We start from the raw sequence: 21,257 nt of genomic DNA, 5'->3' as shown, positions 1-21,257 counted from the left end.
CCCTTCGGCCCTGATCCTCATGGTCGATAGGCCCGCCGAATGTGGCGGCAAGGGAATTTTATAACAGCCTGAAATCTTCCTTTCAGGGGCCGGCATAAAGGGGGGGAAATCCCTTTTTGCTCAAGGCTAAAAAGATGCAAAGTTTAATTATGGGCAAACAACTTTTGGAAATACTGAATAATACCGCCGGCGTTACGCAGGAAAATTTAGCCGAGGTTCAAAAGCTGAGCGATGATAAAGGCGGCAGAATCAGCGATCTGCTGATCAAAAGAAAAATGATCACTGAAAAGCAGCTCCTTGAAGCGTTGAGCATTCAGTATAACATGCCGTTTATGCCGGTCCTTCCCTTGAACAACATCAGAAACGATTTTACCCAGCAGGTGCCGATACAGTTCTTGAAAAAATACATGATGGTCCCCCTCGGCAACACTGTCGGGCTACCTGAAACAGACACCCGTCCCCGGCCCACGGACGCCTACGGCGATATCAGGCCGCCGGGCAATGCCGCCTATATCATCGCCATAAACGACCCGATGCACCTGCAGCCCCTGGATGACCTGGCCAGAATTTTGAAAATAGACGATTATCAGGTCGTCCTCTCGGCAAAAGACGCTATTTTGTCCGTCATCAATTTGTCCTATGATCAGAGCGGCGATTCAGCTGAACAGCTGGTCCAGGACATGGAAGAAAACGGCCAAACCATCATCAATGTAATGGATGATACGACCGACCTGCTGGATGATACCAGCGATGCCCCCATCATCAAACTGGTGAATCATATTATTTCACAATCGGTAAAAGCACGCGCCAGCGACATCCATTTTGAGCCCTACCAGGACCAGTTCATGGTCCGCTATCGCGTGGACGGTATTCTCTACGACCTGCTGACGCCACCGAAATGGATACAGCCCGCCTTGATTTCGCGGATCAAGGTCATGGCCAAAATGAATATCGCTGAAAAACGGCTGCCCCAGGACGGCCGCCTGGAAGTCAAAATCGGCGATCAGGATATTGACGTTCGCGTTTCCACCATTCCGACATCTTTCGGCGAACGCCTGGTGCTGAGACTTCTCAACAAATCCGGTTCACTCTTAAAACTGACGGAAATAGGCCTTTCACCTGAAAGGCTATCGCTGCTTCAGGATCTGGTGCATTCCCCCAACGGCATCATACTGGTCACCGGGCCCACCGGAAGCGGCAAAACAACCACCCTGTATGCCATTTTAACTTCCATCAACACACCGGAAATCAACATCATAACCATTGAAGATCCCATTGAATATAAAATCAAAGGCATCAGTCAGATACAGGTCAACCCCAAGATCAGCCTGACGTTTGCCAGAGGCCTCCGGTCCATTGTCCGGCAGGACCCGGACGTTGTTCTAATAGGCGAAATAAGGGATCATGAAACCGCCGAGATCGCCGTTCAGTCCGCCCTGACCGGGCATCTCGTCTTTTCCACCCTTCATACCAATGACTCCGCCAGTGCCATCACCCGCCTGGTGGATATCGGCGTAGAGCCTTTTTTAATATCATCATCCGTGATTGCAGTGATCGCCCAGCGGCTGATTCGTGTCCTCTGCAAAGAATGCAAAGAAGCGTATCTGCCGGACGAAATCGCTATGAAAGGCATGGATATTGATCCCGGCCAGATTAAAAATAAACCGATATACAGGGCCAAGGGATGCCCGCACTGCCTCCATACCGGTTACCGCGGGCGGATCGCGATTTTTGAAATTCTGGTTTTAAATGAAGCGCTCAGAAGCCTGGTGCTAAAAACCTTTGATTCAAACTTAATCAAAACCGAAGGGTTAAAACATAATCTGGTAACCTTGCGCCAGGACGGTATTCAAAAAGTGCTCAATGGCATCACGACGATTGAAGAAGTATTGCGGGTGGTTTAAAAATAGCCTTGCTTTTTACTGACGTTACAATTAAATATCCGGCAAATTTTATTTCCATTTATTGCAAATCATTTCTGACTATTCTTGAAATCAGTCTGTCCGTCATTCCCGCGAAAGCGGGAATCCAGAGATCATTTTTCTGGCTCCCGCCTGCGCGGGAGTGACATTGTTTTTGCAACTTATTTATAGGACACGACATTAATACTGCGCCGACGGAAAATTATCTCAAATGTCATGGGTCGATGATGATCCCTTAAAAATATGCTTATTGAGCTACCGCAGCAATCCCCACTGCGGCGGTCAGGGTGTTTATATCAATAACCTGAGCCGGTCCCTTAAGGGTCTCGGACATCAGGTGGATATCGTTTCCGGTCCGCCCGTGCTCACAAGCGACAACGGCATTAAGATTCATAACCTCCCCGGTCTTGATCTGTACAATCCCGACAACCTCTTTCGTGTTCCTTCCTTAAGGGAACTCATGGATCCCATCAACCTGATCGAGTGGCTGGGAGTTTCCACCATGAGTTTTCCCGAACCCTACACATTCGGGCAAAGAGCGTTTAAATTGTTAAGAAAGACCGCTCACCACTACGATATCATCCACGACAACCAGAGCCTGTCATACGGAGTCCGAAACATCAGCCGGCTGGCCCCCACCATTGCCACCATCCATCATCCCATTACCGTGGACCGGGACATAGCGGTTCGAAACGCCGCAACTTTCTGGAAAAAATTAAAAGAAATGCGCTGGTACTCTTTTATCCGCATGCAAAAAAGGGTTGCCAAAGCCTTTTCTCATATTATCACTGTTTCAAAACATTCCCGCAAAGACATCAGCAGTGAATTCAAGATCCCGCTGAATCGTTTCAGAATTGTCCCCAACGGCGTTGATACGAACATTTTTTACCCGATGCCCGAAGTCGAACGCGAGAAGAATCGCATCATCGTAACCAACAGCGCCGATACGCCTTTAAAGGGACTGAATTATCTTTTAAAGGCCCTCTCGGTCATTTCCAAAACCCGCAAAGTGAACATGGTGGTCATCGGATCCCCCAAGAAAAACGGCGATATCGAAACGTTCATTCGGGACCTGGGTATCGGCGGCATGATTACATTTACCGGCCGGATCGATCATAAAGAATTCGTAACACAATATGCCCGGGCGGCAGTTGCCGTTATTCCGTCTGTTTATGAAGGATTCGGTCTCCCGGCAATAGAAGCGATGGCATGTGCGGTTCCGCTGGTCAGCACCACCGGCGGCGCACTGCCGGAAGTGGTGGGTAATGCCGGTGTCCTCATCCCGCCTAAAAATGAACAGGCCCTTGTCGGCGCCATTGCCGCGATACTCGACAATCCCGAGCGGGCAGGTCAGCTTGGCCGAGCCGGTTATCAAAGGGTCCAGGAACATTTCACCTGGGGAAAAGCGGCTGAAAAGACGGCAGCGGCATACAGGGAAACCATTCGTGATTTCAATCGACGTTAACAGGCTGCGATTAGCGCCCGGCTTGCGGGTACTCGATATCGGTTGCGGCTCGGGCCGCCACACCGCCGCCATCGCCCGGTCCAAAGGGATTCAGGTTCTCGGCGCCGATATCAACCCCGCTGACGTCATTGAAACGAAAAAGAGGCTGATATTCCAGGAACGTCTGGAGGGAAAACGCGGCCGCTGGGACCTCCTTGCCGCCAGCATCAACCGGCTTCCGTTTAAAGACAATTTTTTCGATCTGATCGTCTGTTCGGAAATCCTGGAACATATCCCGGATCACCGCATGGCTGTGGCTGAAGTCGTCAGGGTTCTCAAGCCGGGCAGAGATCTGGTTGTCAGCGTACCCCGTTTTTGGCCGGAGCGGATCTGTTGGGCTCTTTCCCGGGAGTATCATAACGCCAACAATGGGCACATTCGTATTTACAAAAAAAAAGAGCTGATCAAATTGCTGGAAAACAGCGGCTTAAAAAAATGGTCGTCTCATTATGCCCACAGTCTGCATGTACCTTACTGGTGGCTGAAATGTCTGCTGGGGTCGACCCGCAAGGATGCCGTGGCTGTAAATTTATATCACGATCTGCTGACGTGGGACATCATGAAACGACCGTGGATTACCCGCTTTCTGGACCATCTGCTGAACCCCATTTTAGGCAAAAGCCTGGTGCTGTATCTGAAAAAGGCTGAAGACTGAAGACTGAAGGTTGTGTTGATTGTTGATTGAAATGAGGAACACGTTTCTCCCTTCAGTCTATCTATTTTCGCATTCAGTCTTTATTTACCCCAACTCCTCACCCTTTATTTTCGATTGTTGATCTATAATTGATATTTTTCGATTTAAGTGTTTTTCCAATCGTCAATCGGAAATCATCAATCGGCAATTACTTGCCCCCTTCAGCCTATCCACCTTCAGCCTTCAGCCTTTTTTAACACCCCCAGCGTTTTCATCCGCGCAATCTCCCTGAAGCGGCCGGAGGCCAGCGCCAGAGAATAAACCTTATAGGGGGCCAGCCCGCCTTCGGCCGGATCTTCAAAAATATCATGAATCAGCAGATAGCCGCCCGGCTTCAGATGGGGCATCCAAGCCTGATAATCTCCCAACGCAGCATCATAGCTGTGGCCGCCGTCAATGAAGACAAGGCTTAATGGGGTATTCCACATGCGGGCGGCCACAGCTGATTGACATACCATCGCAACGACGGTTTCATCGAGTCCCGCCATTTCAATGGTCTTTCTAAAAAATTCAAAGGTGTTCACCCGGTCGGTGTTGTGGTCGAACAACTCCGGATCAAAGTACGCCTCGCCGGGTTGCTGCTCCTCCGAACCGCGGTGATGGTCAATGGAAAACAGAATAGCGCTGTTTTCGCGGCAGGCCGTGCCGATATAGACAGTTGATTTGCCGCAATAACTTCCGATTTCAAGACACGGCCCCCGTTTGCTGGCCTTGCGTGCCATGTCATACAGGCACTGTCCTTCTTCCGGGTCGAGAAAACCCTTGATTTTATCGATCAGATCAATGTTCAGTTCGGATTTCATGAGCTCCGTTTTTTTTGTTTCTCAAAACGGTAAAGTCTGTCATTGTTGTTTGTTTCGAATTTCGTGCTTCGTGCTTCGGATTTTACTCTGCCGAATTTCCCAAAAGGTAACGATTTCTCCGGAGTGATTCAGAGCCGGATTTCAAGTTAGGGCACATCCTCATACCCCCTGGCAAGGACCTCCCGGGGTTTGGCGCCGTCGGAAGGACCGACAATCCCTTCCTTTTCCATCATCTCGATAATACGTGCCGCCCGGTTGTACCCGATGCGGAGATGGCGCTGAACCATGGATATGGAGGCCTGTCGGGTTTTCGTCACCAGTGCAACCGCCTCATCATACTTTTCGTCGTAATCTGCAGTTTCCGAGAGCGCCTGTTCTTCAATGCGCGCCTGGGTAATGCTCGTATCGTATTCAGGGCGTTGCTGCTTTTTCAGGAATTCCGTTATCCGGGCAATCTCCGCTTCCGAAATAAAAGCGCCGTGGATGCGCTGGAGCTTGGCGGTGCCGGGCGGCATAAACAACATATCGCCGTTTCCCAGCAGGCTCTCGGCGCCGTTGGCATCGATGATGGTGCGGGAATCGGTCTTGGAGGAAACCTGAAAAGTCAGGCGCGTCGGAAAATTGGCTTTGATAATCCCGGTCAAAACATCCACCGACGGCCGCTGGGTGGCAAGGATCAGGTGGATGCCGGCGGCCCGCGCCATCTGGGCCAGCCGGGTCAAGGCCACCTCCACGTCCCGTGAGGCCACCATCATCAGATCGGCAAGCTCGTCGATTACAATAACGATAAAGGGCAGTTTCTGCAGCTCATCGTCCTGGGCGCCCTGAAGCTCCTTTTCGATCTTCTGGTTGTATTGATTGATGTGCCGGGTATTTTTCAGGGAGAGCAGCTCGTATCTTTTCTCCATTTCCTTTACGGCCCAGAACAACGCGTTGGTTGCTTTTTTAACGTCCGTTACCACCGGCGTGATCAGATGGGGTATGCCGTCATAGCTGGAAAGTTCTATCCGTTTGGGATCGATCATGATCAGGCGGACCTGATCCGGCGTCGAGCGATACAGGAAACTGCAGATCATCGCATTGAGCGCCACGCTTTTCCCGGACCCGGTCGCCCCGGCAATGAGAAGATGCGGCATCTTATCGAGTTCAGCCACAACCGGATTACCGACTATATCTTTGCCCAGACATAGCGGCAGTTTTGATTTTGACTTTTCAAACACATTGGAAACAATGACCTCTTTGAAACGGACGGTTTCCCTGACGGAATTGGGAATTTCGATGCCGATGACCGCTTTTCCCGGTATCGGTGCGACGATCCGGATGCTGGCCGCGCGCAGCGCCAGGGACAGGTCATCGGACAGGTTCACAATCTTATTGATCTTTACACCCGGCGCCGGTTCATACTCGAATGTGGTAATAACAGGTCCGGGAGTGACCGTAACGACCTTTCCATTAACCCCGAAGTCATCCAGTTTTTTTTCAAGAAGCTTCGACTGCATCCGCAGGTTTTCGGTATCGGTCGCGTCTTTTCTGTTATCCGGATTATCCAGCAAATTAGAGGACGGCACCTGAAATCCGGAAGAAACCCGCATAAACTCGAATACTTCCTGTTTGGGCGCGGGAGCTTCTTTAATCGGCTTGGTCGCCGGGGCTGTAATCTTGATTTCCCGTTCGGCCTGGACAGTTTGTTCTTTTTTTACTTTCGCCCGTTTCTGGGCCTTTTTGCGTCGCTCATTCCACTTGACAAGAAGTGTCCGGACACGATCGGCAATGACAATGATCAGCTGCCAGGTACGCCCGGCAAAACGGACCAGCGAAAACCCGGTTGTCAGGATAAAGCCCACAACCCAGACAAGTGTCAGAATAAAAATACTGCCGGTGAGATTAACATATTTGACCAGGAAAGCTTTGATGAGTATTCCGATAATACCGCCGGATGAAAATTTACTTCCAAAGATCAGATAATGATCCTGGCGAAACGTAAATAGGCTGCCGGTGGCAACCACCAAAAGGACTCCGCCGCTGATAATCAAAAGGGCGGCCCTGCCCGGCTGGTCGCCAAAAAAATGGATGCTTAGAAACAGGAGCAAAACCGGAATCCAGAAAGCCCCCAGTCCGAACAGAAAGATAAGAAGTCCCGCCAGATGGGCGCCCACCAGACCGAAAAGATTATGAATCGGGCCGGTTGCCCGGGCGTGATTTACAGAGGGGTCCATCGGACTGAATGACAGCAGGCTGATTAAAGAAAATACCACCAGAAAAAAAAGAAAAATGCCGATGATTTCTTTACGCATAAGCCTATATTTCCATCACAAATGGAAGTATCACCGGACGACGTTTAATGGCAAAATAAAAATATTGCCTGAGTGCCGATTTGATTTTGGATTGTATGATCGCCATGCGATTGGGCTCTTCAGGGGTTACTTCCTCAACGATCTCTAAAATCACGCATTTTGCCTCTTCCAGAAGATGCCCTGTCTGGGTTTCAAAAACAAAACCGCGCGAAACGATTTCAGGCCCATATATCACGATTCCGGTCTCTTCATCAAAGGCGATATTGACGACGACCAGGCCTTCTTCCGAAAGGGTCCGGCGCTCCTTTAAAACACTCCGGCCGACATCCCCGATTCCCTTGCCGTCCACCAGCACCCGGCCCGTTGTCACCTTGCCGGTTATGCTTCCGCCGCTTTTATCAAATTCAATGACCTGACCGTTTTGGGCAAGCAGAATATTTTCCCTGGCAATACCGACTTTCTCGGCCAGCCGGGTATGCAGGATTAAATGGCGGTATTCCCCGTGAATGGGGATAAAATATTCGGGTTTCGTCAGATTGATCATCAATTTCAGCTCTTCCTGCAGGGCATGACCGGAAACATGGATCGACGAAATTTTCTCATAAATCACGTCGGCCCCCTGCTGGTAGAGCCTGTTGATGATATTGGTGATGGCTTTTTCGTTTCCGGGAATAAATTTCGACGAGAGAATAACCGTATCATCCTTTTTTGTCTTCAACTGCTTGTGGGTTCCGGCCGCGATCCTGGCAAGGGCGGACATCGGTTCTCCCTGGCTGCCCGTCATGATCATGATGATCTCGTCATCGGCAAAGTTGTCGATCTGGTCGATATCGATTTCCATTTTGGGGGGGATTTCGATATATCTCAGTTTTTTGGCAATATCAACGCTGACCACCAGGCTGCGCCCGTTGAATACCACTTTGCGGCCGCGTTCCTGGGCGATCTTGGTTATCTGCTGAATTCTGGCAATGTTGGAAGCAAACAGCGCAATGATAATCCGGCCCTTGCTGCCGCGGGTAATGTTTGCCAGGGTCTCCCCGATTTCCTGGGCGGATTTTGTAAAGCCTTCTCGCTCGACATTGGTCGAGTCCGACAGCAGCGCCAGGACGCCCTCCCGGCCGCATTGGGCAAACCGGTTGATATCGGTCATCATGCCGTCGATGGACGTGAGGCTGATCTTAAAATCGCCGGTGTGGACAATCAGACCCAGCGGTGTTTTTATCGCCAGGCCGACCCCATCCACAACGCTGTGACTGACCCGGATGAATTCGAGTTCAAATTCTCCGATTTTAAGCTTCTCGCCGGGGAAGATTTCGTGCAGCTCAACCTCGGAAAGGAGGTCATGTTCTTCAAGTTTATATCGGATCATCCCCAAAGTAAATGCGGTGCCGAATAAGGGTGCATTGATCATCTTTACCAGATGAGGCAATGCGCCGATATGATCTTCGTGGGCGTGGGTTAAAATGACGCCGGCAACCTTCGCTTTGTTCTGTTTAATGTAATCCATGTCCGGAACGACATAGTCCACCCCAAGCATGTAATCTTCCGGAAACATCAGTCCGGCGTCAACGATAAAGATGGTGTCGCCGTATTCAAAAACCATCATATTCAGACCGATCTCGCCCAGGCCGCCCAGGGGTATGATTTTCAATTTACTCAACGCGCTGTTTTCCCTTTTCGTGAGACTCGGTTATGATCTGCCGAACTTTCTCCAAAAGCTCGGCCTTGCCGCTTCTGGAGTATGAAGATGTTTCAAGGGGCTTTTGGATCTCCAACACAACGTTTCCAGGCCGGATCCGGAGCCGGTCTTTGGGCATGATCGGAAAGGTGCCGTGGATGATGACCGGAACAATCGGCACACCGGAATCAATGGCCAGAATGAATCCGCCGCTCTTAAAAGGGCGAATGTTGCCGTCGCGGCTGCGGGTTCCTTCCGGAAAAATCATCACGGATACCCCGCCCCGGATGATTTCGGCGGCGCGCCTGAGGCTTAAAATAGCGGCCTTGCGGTCCGAGCGGTCAATGCTGATATATCCGGCCCGCTGCATGGCAAAACCGAAAATCGGGATGCTAAAAAGCTCCACTTTGGCCAGCCACCTGAACTGCACCGGCAGGTAGGCCAGGAGCACCGGAATATCAAAATTGCTCTGATGGTTGGACATGTATATGTAAGACCGGCTGGGATCGATATTGCCTGGATTTTTCACCGTAACTCTCACCCGGGCGCCAAACAGGATGGAGCGCCCCCACACCCTGGCGACCAAATGGGGCCACTCTCCTTTTTTGTCCAGCAATGAGGCGATAATCGCCATCACGCTGAAAAAACCCGTAGCCATCACAATCCAAATTAAGATAAATACCGACCGGATCATATCCCTTCCCTAAAATTCAGCACGCGATCCCCATGACAACTGCTGATTTATCATGAACGCTCAAAACCCCTTAGAGGCCCCGGAATTCCCATTTCAGATTTTGATGTTTAACCGGGTAAAAACGGCGTCCACCATTTGTATCAGCCAGTTTCTCTGGTCTTCGGTGGCATAGCCCATGCAGTCGCATTTAACCCGATTTTGGGTTCGGATCAGCAATTCAAAACTGATTCGATCCGGTTCTAATTCAACCGCAAAATAAAATGGATAACAGTCTTTGTGTTCGGTCTGGACCGGCGTCAGGATTTCGTCATCCAGCCGGATCCAGTAAAGGTGACCCAATTTGGAAGATTCATGGGTCTCATCCAGAAACTTCTTGATTTTATTAAAATCTGCAGGTCTGAGTTCGTCAATAACATACTGTTTCATAAATGGTTCTAATTATCACAGTCCATTACAGCAGGCAAGCTGTATATTCGATGGATAATTTATACCCATACGGCTGGATACATTTTATCCATAAGTTCCCGTGTGGTTTGTTTTTTATCACCACTAAAACACGTTAATTTTAATATTTACTATAATTTTATAATGTTATATATCGATCAGGTACCACCTAAAAACTGGCATATAAATTGCTGACAATTAAAAGTAACAGATTCCCCGAAGCATTTGCTCGAAGCATTTTTATTACATTTTTATTAAGCTGAACTAAGATAATCTTCTCTACAATTAACAGAAATTTAATTTATACACGCTTGGGAGGTTTAAGCCGTCATGAACATGCGAAAAATTACATCCTTGACCGCGCTGCTGTCATTTGTGGTACTCATTTTAAACAGTGTGATCCTCTATATCATGCCCCAGGGCAGGGTTGCCTACTGGGCCGATTGGCACCTGTGGGGCCTGGACAAGCCCGATTGGGGAAACCAGCATATCATCATCGGCGTATTATTCCTGATCGCGATCTTGCTGCACATCTACTATAATTGGAAACCCATCGTGTCATACCTGAAAAACAAAGCCAAGGCGCTGAAGTTTTTTAACAAAGAATTCAACATCGCCCTGATTGTCACCATCGTGTGCGTGGTGGGTTCCTATTTCACAGTGCCGCCCTTCAGCTGGGTGCTGGACCTGAGTGAATCCATCAAGGATGCCGCCGGCGTCAAGTACGGCGAACCCCCTTACGGTCATGCCGAACTGTCGACCTTAAAAACCCTTGCCCGCCGCAGCGGGTATGATCTCAACCAAAGCACGGAAGGTCTTACAAAAGCCGGCATCAAGTTCGAAGATGAAAATCAGACCCTGCTGGCGATTGCCAAATTAAACAAGATAGCGCCGCAGCAGGTTTATCTGGCCATGAAACCGGCGGAGATAATAGACAGCGCCACCGGCAAACCCAAAATGCCGGAAAACCCCATGGCCGGTACCGGCAAACGCACGGTAGCGAGTTTTGTTCAAGAATACGGCCTGGATATGGAAACCATCATACGCGGCTTAGGGGCAAACAATATCAAGGCAACCGCGGACATGAACATGAAAACCATCGCCGAAAAACATAACATGGGGCCGTCGGATATATACGACCTGATCAGAAAAATCGCCGAATCCCAGCCGGCCCAAACGCCGCAGCCCTCAAGTGAAGCCAAAACAGAAAGTGTCGCCGCCCTTCAGCAGGATATCCCCACCGGCTTAGGCCGGATGACGATTGCGGAAGTCTGCCAGAAATACAACCTCGACCAGACCGGTGCACTTCTGAAACTAACCGCCAAAGGCATCCCGGCAAAACCGGATGATAAACTGAAAGAGCTGGCCGAAGCGTTTAAACTAAACCCGAGCGATATCTATGAGATCATGAAATAATCTTCCGACACTTCAAAGAAACAACGCACACCCATCACGAAACAGGGGCAAACGGAAACCGACTATTTATTCCGCTTGCCCCTCTCGCTTTAAAATGAAATTCACACGGCAAAATTAAAGAGTGGGAACGTCCCCATTTTCACGCAACGCGCCCCTTTTCCCCAGCGACGGGATATAAATGACATTTTTCATACGATGTGTATCTTTTTTTGTAATAAAAATAAAGACGGCCGTTATGCTTATAAGGGGTTTCAGACATTAACCTACAGAATTTATAATCATAATAATTGCCGGCCGTCATCTGGCATATTCTTTGCTCATATTGAACCGCAACAGCGAGCGCTAACCCCGTCCCGCAAGGCGGGGCTGCAAGGTTCTTCAATTATCCGGAACCAACACAGGTAACATTTCGGAGCCTTCTTCGTTTAATGACACTTAAACAGATAAGGGGGAAATATGTATAGCAAATTAAAGGCGCGGCAAAATGCCGTAAATGATGCCAAAAACAATCTTCCCGGCAAGAATGATCCGCAATTTTCTCAGTTCGAGCAAGAGTTGATGGCAATGGCCCGGAATGGCGCCCGCCAGATAATCTCTTCATACGGTCCTAAATTAGAAACCCTGAACGGAAGACACAAACCCCTGTTTAAGGATTATCAGCGCATTTCCAAAGACTATGATACCCATTCTGCCAAGATCGGTCGCAGCGAACCGAGCGTGGAGCTGAGCCGGATGAAATACTATGCGTTGATGCTTTTATTCGTCCTGAGTGAAATTCCCATGAATTCTTTAGCATTTTCAGTATTCGGGGAAAGCCAGATTTTCACCTGGATCATGGCGGTAGGGGTGGCTGTCGCAATACCTTGGATTGCCCACGCCATGGGGATCCTTTTCAAACGCTGGTCTGTTCCCTGGTGGAAGAATGCCATCGGGATCGGAACACTTCTCATCCTAACCATCGGGGGCTTGGTTTCCATCGGCTATGTGCGTGTCCAGTACTTGGGCGATCTTAGCAAAACGGGCGCTGTCGGCAGCTTCGGCAACAGTACGGTGATAGGCGCCGCCTTTGTGGGACTGAATCTGGTTATCCTGGCTGCCGCCACCCTCTGTTCCTATTTTGCGCATGACAGGGACCCCAACCTCGAACATTTACATCGCAGGACCAACCAGCTCAATAAGGCCATGCGAACCATCGAGGCAAGGTATCGAAAGATTCTTACAAAGCAGCAGCAAAAACTACATCGAATCCAGCAGCGAACCCAAGAAATAATATATTACTACCGCAAAATCAACCAGCGTGTGCGGCCCGACCATGAAAAACCCAAATCCTTTGAACTTGATCATGAACTGGGTGTTGATTTCGACAAAGAGGACGACAACAGAAAATTGGAAACCGTGACCAGCCAGCTGAGATTAGTGGCCGGTCAGGCCCTTTTGTGAAGTTAAGGAGGTTATCCAAATGAAGCAGCTTAAATTCAAACTATTCGATGTTATCCTTCTTGGCGCGCTTTTGCTATGCAGCCAAATGGAGGGGCGGGTCGACGCCTCTGAAAAACCCGTAACGCCCGAAAAAGGTTCCCGGGCGATTGTCATCTTTGTTGATATGTCGGGCAGCACCAATAATGCCCGACGAACGGTCTATAAAGAGGCCTTTGAGATGATCTATCAGCACCTGGGGCAGGGGGATCGTGTGGTGGTGGGGACCATCACCGGCCGTTCCTACATCGATTTCAAGGCGGCAGTGAATGAGGAAATTCCAACAAAATCAATCTGGGTGAATCGTCTGCAGTTTGAAAATAACCTGACGAAGACCAAACAGAAAATCAGAAGGGAGGTCAATCGGCTTTTATCTCGCAAGCAGGGGACGCTGCAGACCGAAATTCTAAATTCTCTGAATATTGCAGATACCATTTTTCACGACGAAAAGAATCGACGGAAAATTCTGGTGATCCTGTCCGACATGATCCAGGATTCAAAGGAATACAAATTTGATCGGGACGAGATGACCAGCCAGTATATCAGCACAGCCATCAAGTTTCGGCAAGAAAACAACCTCATCCCCAAGTTAAACGGCGTTAAGGTCTACGTAGCGGGTGCCAGTGCGGCCGATCCCAACAAATTTCGATCCATACAAACATTTTGGGCGCGCTATTTCAGTGAAAGCGGGGCGGATTTCTCACCACATCGCTATGGACATTCCCTAATCGATTTCGAGAAGCGGTTGACTTTCAGGGAAACAAGCTGACCAAAAATTCTCCCGGCGGCGCCCCCAATGAGGTTTTTCTGCACGTCAACATCTATAAGGCCCGACCGGAAGTGATGGCGGTCGCCCGAACCCAGAGTCCCTGGTGCGAAGTGTTCGGTATACGCATGGAGCCGGTCAGGCCGGTCCATGACTTCGGCGCCATCCTGATGGGAGAAACAGCCTTGCTGGATGAACCGCAGCTCGCTGATGTGGCCCACATCGGTGATCAGATGATCGATAAGCTGGGTAACGGCAACGCCATTCTGCTCAGGGGCAACGGCAATGTCGTCACCGGCGGCAGCGTGGAAGAAGCGGTGGTCCGGGCGGTCTTTCTGAACGAATCCGCCCGGCTCCAGTATCAGGCCCAATGCCTGGGAAAAAAGGCTGTACGCTATTTCAATGAAAAGGAAATAGGGGCCCACGGGGTTGCCCTGTCCCGGTCGGACCGGATTCAAAGGGCCTGGGACAACTGGCTGAAGCTAGCCGAAGCCGGAATAAGAGTTGCCCCGGCCAGTATGCTCCGTTGACAATCTATTCTCAACTGAAGCTTATCCATGGGAATTTATCTGACAGCCGCTATAAAAGAGACCGTGGGAGGCGCCCTATATTTTACCCAGTCCTTTTAAAATCTTTTCCGGGGTAAAGGGCGTTTCGAAAAGACGGACACCCACCGCATCGTAAATGGCATTGGCAATCGCCGCCAGGATGGCCGACACATACCCCTCGCCCACTTCCTTGGTGCGGTAGGGTCGATCTTTTTGATAACTTTCGGTGATGACGTCGATATGTTCGGAGACGGCCACCTGATGTATGGTGGGCATGCGGTACTCTAAAAAACTGGGGTTTAAGGTACGGCCGGCCTCCATACGGACTTCCTCCATGAAGGCGTGTCCGAGCGCCATGGACACCTGACCGTCGATCTGTCCTTCCACCAGGAGCGGATTGATGGGAAAGCCGCAGTCGTGCGCCGTAACCGCCCGCAGCAGGCGGACGACTCCGGTTTCGGTATCCACCTCGACCTCAGCGACCTGGGCGTCAAAGGCGTAATTTTCACTCCAGCGGCCTTTCGTGGTTGCCAGGCTTGGGTGAAAAGGTACGTCCTTCATGGTGCGCCAGTGGCCCTCGCCGATCAGGGGATCACCGCGCCGCTTGCGAATGCCGGCGGCAATCAACTGCCCATAAGACAGCCGCCGGTCCGGCGAACCGGCCACATAAACACTTTTGTTTGCGACCACCAGATCATCCGGATTGGCCTCCAGTTCTTCCGCCGCCAGTTCCAGCAGTTTTTTGCGGACCTCGGTTGCGGCAACCCGCGCGGCATTGCCGGTCACATAGGCATTGCCGCTGATCCACGAACCGATGTCCACCGGCGTTGTTTCGGTATCCGCCGCAATGACCTCGATCTCATCCATTGGTATTTTTAACTCTTCGGCCACAATCTGGCAAAGGATGGTTTCGGCCCCCTGGCCGATATCCAGCGCACCGGTAAGCAGCGTGGCTGAACCGTCGTCATTCATTTTCACCACTACCGAAGAACTGTTGGGGTAAATCAGCGACCCGCTGAAATAGGAACTCACCCCGATGCCGATGCCGCGACGGACCGGATCTGTTGGCCCGGCCGTGGACCGCTTGCGGCCGTATTTTTGTTGAAAGCCGGTATGGTCGGCCGCTTTTTGAATGCATTGGCTGAGGCCGCAGTTGTGCACGTTGTCGCCGTTGGGAAGGGATTCGCCGGACTGCCGCGCGTTTTTAAGACGGATAGCGATGGGGTCCATTCCCAATTCTGCGGCAATCATGTCCAACTGGGAATCCACGGCGAAACGGATCTGGGGAGCGCCGTGACCGCGCTGGGGGGCCCGGACCGAATTGTTGGTGTAGACCGCAAATCCTTCATATTTCAGATTGGGCAGGCGATAGGGCAGCATCACAAAGCCCCAGGAAAGAAAAATAATTACGGCGCCGCTGCCGCGATACGCGCCGCAGTTGTTAATGACCCGAATCTGCTGAGCCAGCAGGGCCCCATTCTTTTTGACGCCGGTTTTCAACTCCACAATCAGCGGCTGCCCGTGACGATAGGCTGAAAAAATCTCATCGCGCGAGGCTTCAATTTTCACCGGCCGCCCGGATTTGAGCGACAGCAGGGCCGCGCAAAATTCATGGGAAAAGAGGTCGATCTTGCCGCCGAAAGCGCCCCCCACATAAGCCTGATGAATTCGGACCGCCGACTGCGCAAGACCAAGGGTCCGGGCCAGCTTGGCGCGTTTGATAAACGGACCCTGTGAAGAGGTCCACACATTCAGTTTGCCGCTCGATTCAAAATCAGCCACGGTCACCTGCGGTTCCAGATACCCGTGGGTTCGCAGATGGCTTTGGAAGCGGTCTTCCCGAACGTAGTGGGATCGGGCAAAACCTTCCGCAACGTCCCCCCAGCCGGAATCGGTTTTGCCGGCGATATTGCTGAAAGGGTCCGTGATTTTGGGATGCCGCGGATGAATCTCGGGCGCATCCGTCCCCATGGCCTCTTCCGGTTCGAATACCGCCGGAAGCGGTTCATAGTCCACCCGGATCAGCGACAGGGCTTCTGCGGCAACATGGGAATCAACGGCCGCCACCGCAGCGATCTCCTCGCCGACATACCGGACCCGATTGGCTGCCAGGGGCCACTGATCCGCCGGATAGCGGGGCGTCTCGACAAAACCGTGTTTGATTCCGGGGGCATCTTTGGCGGTGATCACCGCCCTGACACCCGCCAGCTGGAGCGCCCGGGAGATGTCAATGTTCAGAATGCGGGCATGGGGATGCGGGCTTCGCAGAATCCGTCCCGTCAGCAGCCCGCTTGGCCGGATATCCACCGTATACGTTGCCTGACCGGTCACCTTGAGGGGGCCGTCTTTTCGCAATATCCGTTTACCTACATAATCCAGGCCGCCCATGTCGACTCCTTAGGTTACATTCCGGGTCATCTTTGCCGAAGCCTGTTGAACCGCTGAGATAATCTTGTTATATCCGGTGCAGCGGCACAGATGGCCCTCAAGCGCTTTTTTAATTTCTTTTTCGGATGGCCGGCTGTTTTCCGTTAACAAGGCGGATGTCGCCAACACCATGCCGGGCGTACAGAATCCGCATTGAACAGCGCCCTCTTCCAGAAAGGCTTCCTGGACGGAGGTCAGCTGCCTCCCTGTGCTCAGCCCTTCTATGGTGGTGATCTTCACCTGCTGGCAATCAATTGCCAGCAGCAGACAGGCCAGTTGCGGTTTTCCATCCATCAGGACCGTACAGGCGCCGCATTCTCCCGTGCCGCAGCCATCCTTGGTTCCGGTCAGTCCCAACTGGTTTCGCAACACCTCAAGCAATGTCTCCTGGGGCTCGACAGCCAGTGAAAACTGCTCGCCATTGATGTTCAATTGGATCAGCCTTTTCCCGGTATACTCAACCATGCTGGTCCCTCCCCTTATGTTTTAGCAAGCGGCCCGATGGCTGAATGTAAAACCCGCCGGACCTGAGCCCTCAAACATTCTGTCAGATAGACCCGGGAATAACCATGATGCGGAACCGGATGGATTTCCGCTGCGGCCTGATCGGCAGCCGCTGTAATCACTTTGTCGCTCAGGCGCCCGCCCGCAAGGACCGCCTCGGCCTTGAGGGGCCGCAGGGGCCCTGCCGCTATGGATCCCACCGAAAGCCGGGCACTGCGGCAGGTCTGCCGATCCTCATCCAGATCCAGAACAACAGCCACGCTGACGGCACTGAATTCAAAACCGGGCCGCCAGCTGAATTTAGCAAAGGCCTCTACCCGTTGCATCGGCCGGGCCGGGATTATTATCCGGGAGAGAATCTCCCCGGAAGCCAGTGTTACCGGCCGCAGGGGATCGTTGCTGTAAAGCTTTTCCAGTGGTATGCTGCCAGAGCCTACCGGTCCCACGACATAGACGTTTGCCCCCAGGCTGATTAATGCCGGCGCGGTGTCTGCCATGAAAACCGCCCGGCACTTTTTCCCTGCGGGGATAAAATAGCACTGATCGCCGCCCCGCTTAAAACAGGGTGCCGTAAACTGGAAATCGTGCGGTTGATTGTAGTAAAGACAGCGACTGTCCTGGCATAAATTGCCTCCCAGAGTGGCCATGTTGCGGATTTCGTTGGAACCGACCGCGGCCGCAGCGGCCGCAAGAACCGGCGCGTTTTCCTGAACAAGGTGAGACGCCGCCACCGCCGACAGCGTCATCAGGGCGTGCAGTTGGATGCTGCCGTCTTCCCCCAATACCGGCGCTTCCGCTGCCACCCCCTTAAGGCTGATGAGCTTTTGGGGGCGAGAGAGCCCGTATTTCATGCGAGGTAAAAGCTCCGTACCGCCTGCCGACAGACAGGTTTCAACGTCCGGCTGCGCCAGCAGGCGGGAGGCCTCTTCCACAGACGCAACTTTCACACATGAGAATTTCGGCAGCCGCATGTTCAATTCCTTAAATCGACCCGCGGTCGCACCCCTACGCCGTTCGATAGCTGGATCGATCCTTAAGCTAAAACGCCGGGACTATTTAAACAGGTACGAAAACTTTTCCCAGGCTCTTTTGGTTGTTTCCGGACTCGGCATGTTTACTTTGGGAAACTGGTGGCGCCAGTGATACGGACGACAGGCGTCGATAATTGCCCGGGAGTTGGTGTTGTTGCCCATGGCCTTGTCCTTTGGATCGATGCGGGGATCCAGCGGCGTGCTCCAGGTATTGGTCAGAACATTAATGGACGTAGCCGGATCACAGCGCGTGCACACCGCCCACATGACGAAGTCCAGGTCGGTCACATCGACATCGTCGTCGACGACGATCACAAACCGCCCGGCATAGGCGCCGGCCCGGCATTGCGAAGCAATAACACCGGCCTGTTTGGCATGGCCGGGGTAGCGCTGTTTGATGGATATCGCCGTCAAGAGGCGGGAACCGCCGCATTCATGCGTCCAAACCGCTTTAACATCGGGCACGCCCGCCTTTAAAACCTGGTCCCAAATCAGGGCCGAGCGGATCACCGCGCGGTAGCGCGACTGTTCTTCCGGCGGCCGCTGGGGCGGGCATCCCAGGATGATGGGATCGTTGCGATGATAAATGGCCTTGATATCCAGAACCGGTTCTTCCCGGACATCGCTGCCGTAATAACCGGTCCACTCGCCGAAGGGCCCTTCCGGCAGCAGGTTGCCCGGCTCCACAAACCCTTCCAGCACGATTTCGGCGTTGGCTGGAAAGGGAAGCCCTGTGATCTGTCCCTTGACAATCGGCATCGGCCGGTTGCGGATCGCGCCGGCCACATCATATTCGCACACGCCGTGGGGCACTTCGGTGCTTGACATCAAAAACATCAGGGGGTCGCTGCCGATGACGATACAGGCCGGCATGGCTTCTCCCCGGGCCATGTATGTGTCTCTGTGAACACGGCCGTGCTTGCCGGGGGAAATGTAGAACCCGACCCGTTTGGCGTCATGAATCATGACCCGGTAGGTGCCGGTATTAATCCAGCCCTCATCCGGATCGCGGGTCACGTCGAAGCTGCCGGTGCCGATATACCGGCCGGTATCGGCCTCATGCCAGATCGGCGTCGGAAACTTGGTGACATCGACGTCATCCCCGGTGATGACATTTTCCAGGACCGGGCCGTCCGTTACGATTTCATGGGGGATCAAGTTTTCCAGACCACGCCGGTAGACATCCATAAACGCCCGGCTCAGCTCAAACTTGCTTAAATCGGTGGGAAAGCCCAGTGTCATGTTCATGCGTTTGCCGGCGAAAAAGTTAACCAGTACCCGGTAGCCCGCCGGTGCGCCGGGGATGTTGTCAAACAAGACCGTGGGCGCTTTTTCGTCGTGCTGCAGCAGCTCGGTGGCCATCCCGATCTCTTCCTGCCAGGTGGCGCCGTCGACCTTGCGCAGTTCGCCCAGCTTATCGGCCTCTGCCATCCACTGCCGCAGGTCGTCAAATGGAACGTGATGATTCATGCTGCTCTTTAGCGTATCTGTCATGTCGTTTTATTCCTCCTTATGTAAATAATGGACGCTCGTTTTTATGGATGGACCGGTTGGGTAAACCAGTCCAGAGGCAATTCTTTTCCGATCCCTTTCTCTCTGGCAAGCTCATACACCCGGCCGGCCACAGCGGAAAACTGAAAACCCAGGCCGATATTGTTTAAAAAACAATTGGTCTCGCTGTCATCCTGCCGGGATACGGCTTTGCCTGTAATAAGATCACACAGTTCCGGTACCCCGTCTAAATTCATTTCCTTCCCGGTCGTCCAGGCCTTTTCCAGCGCATCCACCGGTTTTTGGCCCAGGTAATAGTGGTTGGGATAGCCATGTTTGAAATTGATGGCCAGCCGATCCACTTTTTGGTAAACAGTGGCCTCGCATTCCGGCGGTTTGATACAGGTGAGATGCAGCCCTTGCGTCAGCCAGGCTGTTTTAAAAATCGGTTCAATCGTACTGGTGGCAAGCCCGACAATGTCGCTCTCCTTGACCACATCCTCGGGACTATCCACCGCCTGAATATCAAGCGACAGCCGTTTGCGCCAATGCTCAGCAAAAGCTTTGCGACTGTCGGAGTTGCGGCTGTATACCTTTACCCGTTCCAAGTCCCGCACGGCCGCAACCGCCATCAACTGCCCCCCGGCCTGCCAGCCGGTGCCGAAAAGTCCATATACCTTTGCATCGCCGCGCGCCATATATTTGGCGCCCAGACCGTTGGTGCCCCCCACCCGGTTTCGCTGCACCACCCCGTCCGGCATGATCGCCAGCAATTCTCCGTTCCGGACGCTGAACAGCAGCACCAGCGCCATCCAGCGATTTCCCGGCATGGTGGGTATTTTTTCACGATACTGTTTGCCGTTTTTTACAGGCCAGTGAACCGTGTCGGAATTCAGTCGGATGGAAGCATACCCCATTTCCGGCACCGCCCCGTCCATGGTTTTAAGGGCGTAAATCGCTCCGGCCCACTCGGAATAACCCGGTATAATGATATCGGAGCGCGGCCGGGTGATTGCTTTTCCCTGCCCCAGCTGTTCATAGGCTTTTTCCAGGGCTTCGATGGTATCGGCCATCGTCAGAATGCCTTCAACCTCTTCATGGGTTAAAACGATGGGCATTGCCGTCCTCCTTTCAGGAATGAGACTCTGATCTCAGACAAAACGCGTTATCCTTAAAGTCTCTCTCAGCACACACAACTATCTTAGACGCGCCTCTGACCCAATGGTTTTTTCCGGGTGTAATTACATTATGACTACATTTTAACTAATAAAAAAACAGGGCCCAAGTCAAGCAAAAACCCCCTGGATATCATCCGTGCGAATATTTTGAGCAATCGTTTTTCGAATCTGATAAACAGCAGTACCGCAGGATCTTTCAGTCCATCCATCAGGAACAAGGCACAGAGAGGATTGCAGCGTATTTTCATCTATATCTTCCCACCCCACTGGCATGTAACGGCATCCCCAAAACCGGCCTTTTAAGGTCTGAATTGACACAAACTTGTTCTTTATATTATAATAACACCGTTTAAAAAAGTATACAGGTGTGCGCGCTTCAACCATTAT

At 52.0% G+C, this 21,257-nt stretch carries 17 protein-coding genes; 7 read left to right on the top strand and 10 right to left on the bottom strand.

Annotated elements, in window-relative coordinates:
* Nucleotides 1–134: 134 nt before the first annotated feature.
* The 3 genes from gspE (at nucleotide 135) to P1P89_05015 (ending at nucleotide 4,081) form a co-directional block, all read left to right on the top strand.
* Nucleotides 135–1,904 carry a type II secretion system ATPase GspE gene (gene gspE / locus P1P89_05025; GenBank protein ID MDF1590858.1) on the top strand — a complete coding sequence of 590 codons (1,770 nt, stop codon included), beginning with the start codon at nucleotides 135–137 and terminating at the stop codon, nucleotides 1,902–1,904.
* Between the two features lie 229 nt (nucleotides 1,905–2,133).
* Nucleotides 2,134–3,387, top strand: a complete 1,254-nt coding sequence (locus P1P89_05020; GenBank protein ID MDF1590857.1) for a glycosyltransferase family 4 protein — start codon at nucleotides 2,134–2,136, stop codon at nucleotides 3,385–3,387.
* Complete coding sequence (locus tag P1P89_05015) at nucleotides 3,368–4,081, top strand: class I SAM-dependent methyltransferase (protein MDF1590856.1); 714 nt, start codon at nucleotides 3,368–3,370, stop codon at nucleotides 4,079–4,081. The genes P1P89_05020 and P1P89_05015 overlap by 20 nt, the downstream gene beginning before the upstream one ends.
* A 215-nt stretch (nucleotides 4,082–4,296) precedes the next feature.
* On the opposite strand, the gene P1P89_05010 is transcribed toward P1P89_05015, so the two are convergent.
* The 5 genes from P1P89_05010 to P1P89_04990 form a co-directional block, all read right to left on the bottom strand.
* Nucleotides 4,297–4,923, bottom strand: coding sequence for a class I SAM-dependent methyltransferase (locus P1P89_05010; protein MDF1590855.1), 627 nt, complete (start codon nucleotides 4,921–4,923; stop codon nucleotides 4,297–4,299).
* Nucleotides 4,924–5,069: 146 nt separating this feature from the next.
* Nucleotides 5,070–7,217 carry a DNA translocase FtsK 4TM domain-containing protein gene (locus P1P89_05005; GenBank protein MDF1590854.1) on the bottom strand — a complete coding sequence of 716 codons (2,148 nt, stop codon included), beginning with the start codon at nucleotides 7,215–7,217 and terminating at the stop codon, nucleotides 5,070–5,072.
* 4 nt (nucleotides 7,218–7,221) lie between these two features.
* Complete coding sequence (locus tag P1P89_05000; protein MDF1590853.1) at nucleotides 7,222–8,877, bottom strand: ribonuclease J; 1,656 nt, start codon at nucleotides 8,875–8,877, stop codon at nucleotides 7,222–7,224.
* Nucleotides 8,870–9,589: a lysophospholipid acyltransferase family protein gene (locus tag P1P89_04995; GenBank protein ID MDF1590852.1), complete on the bottom strand. Its 720-nt coding sequence runs from the start codon at nucleotides 9,587–9,589 to the stop codon at nucleotides 8,870–8,872. Before P1P89_04995 ends, P1P89_05000 begins: the two co-directional genes overlap by 8 nt.
* 93 nt (nucleotides 9,590–9,682) lie before the next feature.
* A complete protein-coding gene (locus tag P1P89_04990; GenBank protein ID MDF1590851.1) occupies nucleotides 9,683–10,015 on the bottom strand; it encodes a hypothetical protein in 333 nt (110 codons plus the stop codon).
* Between the two features lie 348 nt (nucleotides 10,016–10,363).
* Between P1P89_04990 and P1P89_04985 the strand changes: the two genes are divergently transcribed.
* From P1P89_04985 to P1P89_04970, 4 genes are all read left to right on the top strand, one after another.
* Nucleotides 10,364–11,449, top strand: coding sequence for a DUF4405 domain-containing protein (locus P1P89_04985; GenBank protein MDF1590850.1), 1,086 nt, complete (start codon nucleotides 10,364–10,366; stop codon nucleotides 11,447–11,449).
* A gap of 456 nt (nucleotides 11,450–11,905) precedes the next feature.
* Entirely contained in the window at nucleotides 11,906–12,889 is a 984-nt protein-coding gene (locus tag P1P89_04980) for a hypothetical protein (GenBank protein ID MDF1590849.1), read from the top strand.
* A gap of 19 nt (nucleotides 12,890–12,908) precedes the next feature.
* Nucleotides 12,909–13,694: a VWA domain-containing protein gene (locus P1P89_04975; GenBank protein MDF1590848.1), complete on the top strand. Its 786-nt coding sequence runs from the start codon at nucleotides 12,909–12,911 to the stop codon at nucleotides 13,692–13,694.
* On the top strand, nucleotides 13,691–14,221 hold the full coding sequence (locus P1P89_04970; GenBank protein ID MDF1590847.1) for a class II aldolase/adducin family protein: 531 nt from the start codon (nucleotides 13,691–13,693) through the stop codon (nucleotides 14,219–14,221). Before P1P89_04975 ends, P1P89_04970 begins: the two co-directional genes overlap by 4 nt.
* Before the next feature lie 75 nt (nucleotides 14,222–14,296).
* Here the strand turns inward: P1P89_04970 and P1P89_04965 are convergent, their stop codons facing one another.
* The 5 genes from P1P89_04965 to P1P89_04945 form a co-directional block, all read right to left on the bottom strand.
* Nucleotides 14,297–16,627: a xanthine dehydrogenase family protein molybdopterin-binding subunit gene (locus P1P89_04965; GenBank protein MDF1590846.1), complete on the bottom strand. Its 2,331-nt coding sequence runs from the start codon at nucleotides 16,625–16,627 to the stop codon at nucleotides 14,297–14,299.
* A 9-nt stretch (nucleotides 16,628–16,636) separates the two neighbouring features.
* Nucleotides 16,637–17,131, bottom strand: coding sequence for a (2Fe-2S)-binding protein (locus tag P1P89_04960; GenBank protein MDF1590845.1), 495 nt, complete (start codon nucleotides 17,129–17,131; stop codon nucleotides 16,637–16,639).
* A gap of 14 nt (nucleotides 17,132–17,145) precedes the next feature.
* Nucleotides 17,146–18,141: an FAD binding domain-containing protein gene (locus P1P89_04955; GenBank protein MDF1590844.1), complete on the bottom strand. Its 996-nt coding sequence runs from the start codon at nucleotides 18,139–18,141 to the stop codon at nucleotides 17,146–17,148.
* Nucleotides 18,142–18,222: 81 nt separating this feature from the next.
* Complete coding sequence (locus tag P1P89_04950; protein MDF1590843.1) at nucleotides 18,223–19,695, bottom strand: UbiD family decarboxylase; 1,473 nt, start codon at nucleotides 19,693–19,695, stop codon at nucleotides 18,223–18,225.
* Between the two features lie 41 nt (nucleotides 19,696–19,736).
* Nucleotides 19,737–20,810, bottom strand: coding sequence for an ornithine cyclodeaminase family protein (locus P1P89_04945; protein MDF1590842.1), 1,074 nt, complete (start codon nucleotides 20,808–20,810; stop codon nucleotides 19,737–19,739).
* Nucleotides 20,811–21,257: the final 447 nt, after the last annotated feature.

It is taken from the genome of Desulfobacterales bacterium (assembly GCA_029211065.1).
Taxonomy (GTDB): Bacteria; Desulfobacterota; Desulfobacteria; order Desulfobacterales; family JARGFK01; genus JARGFK01.
The sequence above is the reverse complement of the archived record's forward strand: the minus strand, read 5'-3'. Positions and strand labels throughout refer to the sequence as shown.